Raw genomic sequence first — 3,608 nt, 5'->3', positions numbered from 1 at the left:
ACCGTCGCTCATGATCATGAGTTAGTTTTTTTTAAGATCGTGCGCTGCACTTTCATTAAAGCCATTGACTTCAACAATCGCATCCGTCATTTGTTTAATAACACCCAGCGGTAACTCAGCCAGCTTTTTATATTCAGTTGCATCAAAGATTTTAACGCCTTGGTGGTCACATAAGGATAAGCAAATTAGCAATAAACTGGCTTCGGTTTCGCTTAAATCAGCATGCTGCTGTTGATAATATTGCTGCTCGGCAATAGAGAGTTCTTTGACCTGTAATTCTAATTCGCCCAAAGTCACCGGGGCAGTTTTAAAGGCAAGATTAAATAAAGCATTACGGAGAACCATTTTATACCTCATCACTTTGCGTGATCACGCTGGTCGGCTGCAAACTCACGCTCATGCTAATCGCTTCAGTTAATGGGGCGATGATTTTGTGATTGGTAATTAAGGCAGTAAATTCATAAATTTGCCGCTTCGGTTGCGTCGCTAAAATAATTTTAAATTGGCGCTCTATGCCGGCATCATGATCACTAATTAAATTTTTCAGCTCACTATTGTCTTGGGCGACATTCATATCGAGCTGAATTTCATCATGATCTTTCAGGCCGAGCTTATATTTTTTCTGTGTACTGCCGTATTCGGTCACATCAATTTTATCGCGGCTCGATGAGATTTCACCGATGTTAGTAATATTGGCCAGTTTGACGTAATTGCCTGCATTATCACTGTCACGGTAAATCTCTGAAAGGGCGCCGATGGACTCACTCATCATACAACTCCTGTTAAAGTAAAGGTTAAATTGGTGCGGTAGGTTTTTGTGTCCTGTTCATATTGATCAAGTTCTGATTCAAACGTAATGAGCTGGATATTTTCACTGTGATAGCCGTTTAATTGCTCGGTGATATTGTCTTGCATGAGTTTGCATTCTTGGTATGTTTTGGCGATGCAGCTAATTTGTATGGTTTTTTTCTGTAAATGCGCCTGAGCATCCAGCCCATAGCGCCGATCGCCACCAATGACCTGATAGGTTACTGCGGGCAGTATTTGATTTTTAGGTAGCAGGATAGGGAACACCGGCCAGCCGGTATTCAGTAGCGCAAAATAGACATCTTCAATCATAACTTTTGCTTTTTCAGCGCGAGGGTTAATGCATTTTTAAAACTATCGATGGATGTTTGCGCGTTATCATTCAGCGCGGGGCGAATAAATGGCCGTGCCGGTTGGTGGCTGCTGCCATATTCTTGCTCGATGGCATAGTCTATTTTACGTGTTGGCCCCACCGTCACATTAACAATGGTTCGCCGGCCTTTGCCTTTTTTAGAACGGCGTTTAATCGATTCAACTAAAGCACCTGACTTTTGCGGTGCATTCGCTTTCATTTGTGTTTCAACCGGTTCTGCGGCTTTACGCAGGGCGCGGCGGTTTAAGGTTTTAATTTTTTTCGGTGCTAACTGTTTTAATTGTTTTTCTAAATCACGCAACCCGTCAACAGAGAAACTTATTTTAGGCATGTACCCACTCCCGACAGGCTAAAATGAGCTCACGATTACGCTCATCTGGATTAATCACACTTAAAATCTCCAAATAACGGCCCTCAAAAACAAGGCGCAACGACGGAGTGACGTCAGATCGATAACGCAGGGTGACGGTTTGACTGATTTCATGATAAAACTGCTGGGCGCTAAAAAGTTCCCGGCCTGCACTGGGGCTGACCCGTGCCCAGACGGTGGTGATATCCTGCCAATAATCCACCGCTTCACCATAATTATTTGCACCGATTAAATTATTTTGTAAAGTCACGCGATGGCGTAACAAGCCCGCTCTCATGCGCTTAAATACCGATGCGGATTAAGTAAAAAATGGGTACTCATTGGCACCTCTTTCACCGTTAAACTACTCGTTGATTCACGGTTTTCGTAGAAGTGACCGGCAGACATTAAAATGGCAATTTCTATCGATTTATTAATTAACACACTGTTTTCAATCGCTTCTAAATCATCCGTATTGTTTACAATTACACGGTCAAGATAATCCTCAGCGGCTTGCAGGGCGGCGGCGAGAATAAACTCTAAATAGTCATCTTCGCTATGATTGTCGATCCGCAGGTGGCTTTTTAAGCGTGTTAAATCGATCATTTTGATTTTTTCTTGAACGTTTTAACGTTAACTGACTCAGCATCGCCGTACTTAATCATAGCTTTTGCGGTTTTATCGGGTAAATCAACAATATCGCCGATATTATAAGAAATATTTATCCCGGCCCGAGGCACTAAGATTTTAACTTTCATAAAAAACCTTTTAGATTTGATTTAAATGTGAGTTAAAGTGATTTACATAAAAACAACATTAGTTTTTGATTTTATATAATTACGCTTATGATGTTTTATTTTTTTATCTGGTATTTTACATTCTGAAATTAACACCAGTTCGGTATAAACTAAGAGTCAAAGTATAATGCCTACACAAGAAAATTTAAAAAAAACAAGAAAGCTCATTGATAAACTTGATGCAAAAATTGCAAGTTTACAAAAAAAAGCAGACCTTTACGCGAATATAGATCCTAACTTGCGTCGATGTTTGCAAAGACAAAGAACACAAGATTTACCACTTTATCAACAATACGAAAATTTAAAACAATTCGCTAAAACAAACAATAACAGGGTTGCCGATCCTATCGTAGTATCACAGTCCCGCAAGTTAGTTGTGTTACTTAAATGCAAAAGCTTTTTACAAGAGTCCATACATGACATAGGTGCGGCTAAAAGAGGTTCAGATTTTTTAAACTCGCTTTTTGGCATCTCTCGTTTTGATGGAACGACATACCACTATGCTGCAGCGTTTGAAAATGCTGCCTGGGGGGCATTTAGCGCAACTAAAAGATTATGTTCCGAAACTCGTAAATTGCTAAAAGAAAGAGTAAGCGTAGAAGCAGAAGCGGCGCAATCAGCAGGTCAATGGCGTACTGCTTCTCCTGTGCTTAATACACTTCAAAGTTTTCAGGTTACTTCTTCTGAGCCGAGTCCTGAAGCTAATGCTCCAGGGCAGTCTTGATCTTATTTATTTTTTAAGTTGCGGCGGTTTTAAGTTGTTTAATGGCGTCTGTCTCAAGCAATAGCGCATCAACACGCAACCACATTAAATAACCAACTTCACCGGTTTCAGCATAGAGCTCATTTAATCGGCGCAGCGAGATACCGCCCCGGTCAGCAATAATAAAATTAGAAAAATCACCAAATAAGGCGGCGCATTTTCCAGCGGCGAGGGTATCCATAAAATCTGAGGTATTCACACGTTTACCGCGTAATAAATCACCCTCACCGCTTTTAAAATCAGGTTGGATATAAAACGTCGGCAGCTTTAGGAAGGCCTTGCTAAATTCAACGTAATCACTACTATAGGACATTATTTTAAGAGAAAAATAATTGCTCAACACAGTCAAACATCTTCTTCAAACTGCCGACAATTGGTGGCGTGACTTCATAGCTAACATGGACAAGCACCGTGATGTCGTTGTGGAAAACGTGATTAAAGTACTTGCATGCGGCACAACCGTGATGGGTCACTCAAAATACTGTTGTAGCAGCTCTAAATGCTCTCATACCAAAGTTG

The 3,608-nt window shown here is 40.8% G+C and carries 9 protein-coding genes; 1 reads left to right on the top strand and 8 read right to left on the bottom strand.

From position 1 onward, the window contains the following. Window positions 1-21: 21 nt before the first annotated feature. From C200_RS13430 to C200_RS16015, 7 genes are read right to left on the bottom strand one after another with little or no spacing between them, the layout of a single operon-like run. On the bottom strand, window positions 22-345 hold the full coding sequence (locus C200_RS13430; protein WP_016210669.1) for a hypothetical protein: 324 nt from the start codon (window positions 343-345) through the stop codon (window positions 22-24). 1 nt (window position 346) lies between these two features. Beyond that, on the bottom strand, window positions 347-772 hold the full coding sequence (locus C200_RS13425; protein ID WP_230392624.1) for a phage tail protein: 426 nt from the start codon (window positions 770-772) through the stop codon (window positions 347-349). Continuing rightward, a complete protein-coding gene (locus C200_RS13420; RefSeq protein ID WP_016210651.1) occupies window positions 769-1,119 on the bottom strand; it encodes a hypothetical protein in 351 nt (116 codons plus the stop codon). Before C200_RS13420 ends, C200_RS13425 begins: the two co-directional genes overlap by 4 nt. After that, window positions 1,116-1,511 (bottom strand): HK97-gp10 family putative phage morphogenesis protein, encoded by a 396-nt coding sequence (locus tag C200_RS13415; protein ID WP_016210658.1) that lies wholly within the window; start codon window positions 1,509-1,511, stop codon window positions 1,116-1,118. The genes C200_RS13420 and C200_RS13415 overlap by 4 nt, the downstream gene beginning before the upstream one ends. After that, a complete protein-coding gene (locus C200_RS13410; RefSeq protein ID WP_016210667.1) occupies window positions 1,504-1,827 on the bottom strand; it encodes a phage head closure protein in 324 nt (107 codons plus the stop codon). Before C200_RS13410 ends, C200_RS13415 begins: the two co-directional genes overlap by 8 nt. Further along, window positions 1,824-2,135 carry a head-tail connector protein gene (locus tag C200_RS13405; protein WP_016210663.1) on the bottom strand — a complete coding sequence of 104 codons (312 nt, stop codon included), beginning with the start codon at window positions 2,133-2,135 and terminating at the stop codon, window positions 1,824-1,826. Before C200_RS13405 ends, C200_RS13410 begins: the two co-directional genes overlap by 4 nt. Continuing rightward, on the bottom strand, window positions 2,132-2,287 hold the full coding sequence (locus tag C200_RS16015) for a hypothetical protein (protein ID WP_016210656.1): 156 nt from the start codon (window positions 2,285-2,287) through the stop codon (window positions 2,132-2,134). Before C200_RS16015 ends, C200_RS13405 begins: the two co-directional genes overlap by 4 nt. Before the next feature lie 166 nt (window positions 2,288-2,453). On the opposite strand from C200_RS16015, the gene C200_RS13400 reads away from it, so the two are divergent. Then, a complete protein-coding gene (locus tag C200_RS13400) occupies window positions 2,454-3,050 on the top strand; it encodes a hypothetical protein (protein WP_016210655.1) in 597 nt (198 codons plus the stop codon). Window positions 3,051-3,063: 13 nt separating this feature from the next. Here the strand turns inward: C200_RS13400 and C200_RS13395 are convergent, their stop codons facing one another. Then, a complete protein-coding gene (locus C200_RS13395; RefSeq protein ID WP_016210668.1) occupies window positions 3,064-3,432 on the bottom strand; it encodes a phage major capsid protein in 369 nt (122 codons plus the stop codon). Window positions 3,433-3,608 lie beyond the last annotated feature (176 nt).

The sequence above is a fragment of the Piscirickettsia salmonis LF-89 = ATCC VR-1361 genome, assembly GCF_000297215.2.
Lineage (GTDB): Bacteria > Pseudomonadota > Gammaproteobacteria > Piscirickettsiales > Piscirickettsiaceae > Piscirickettsia > Piscirickettsia salmonis.
Note: the sequence above shows the minus strand (reverse complement) of the source record. Positions and strands in the feature narration are given on the sequence as shown.

Bases quoted from the DNA above. Each gene is read 5' to 3' on its own strand.
- C200_RS13430 (WP_016210669.1), bottom strand. From the start codon at position 345: ATGGTTCTCCGTAATGCTTTATTTAATCTTGCCTTTAAAACTGCCCCG.
- C200_RS13425 (WP_230392624.1), bottom strand. From the start codon at position 772: ATGATGAGTGAGTCCATCGGCGCCCTTTCAGAGATTTACCGTGACAGT.
- C200_RS13420 (WP_016210651.1), bottom strand. From the start codon at position 1,119: ATGATTGAAGATGTCTATTTTGCGCTACTGAATACCGGCTGGCCGGTG.
- C200_RS13415 (WP_016210658.1), bottom strand. From the start codon at position 1,511: ATGCCTAAAATAAGTTTCTCTGTTGACGGGTTGCGTGATTTAGAAAAA.
- C200_RS13410 (WP_016210667.1), bottom strand. From the start codon at position 1,827: ATGAGAGCGGGCTTGTTACGCCATCGCGTGACTTTACAAAATAATTTA.
- C200_RS13405 (WP_016210663.1), bottom strand. From the start codon at position 2,135: ATGATCGATTTAACACGCTTAAAAAGCCACCTGCGGATCGACAATCAT.
- C200_RS16015 (WP_016210656.1), bottom strand. From the start codon at position 2,287: ATGAAAGTTAAAATCTTAGTGCCTCGGGCCGGGATAAATATTTCTTAT.
- C200_RS13400 (WP_016210655.1), top strand. From the start codon at position 2,454: ATGCCTACACAAGAAAATTTAAAAAAAACAAGAAAGCTCATTGATAAA.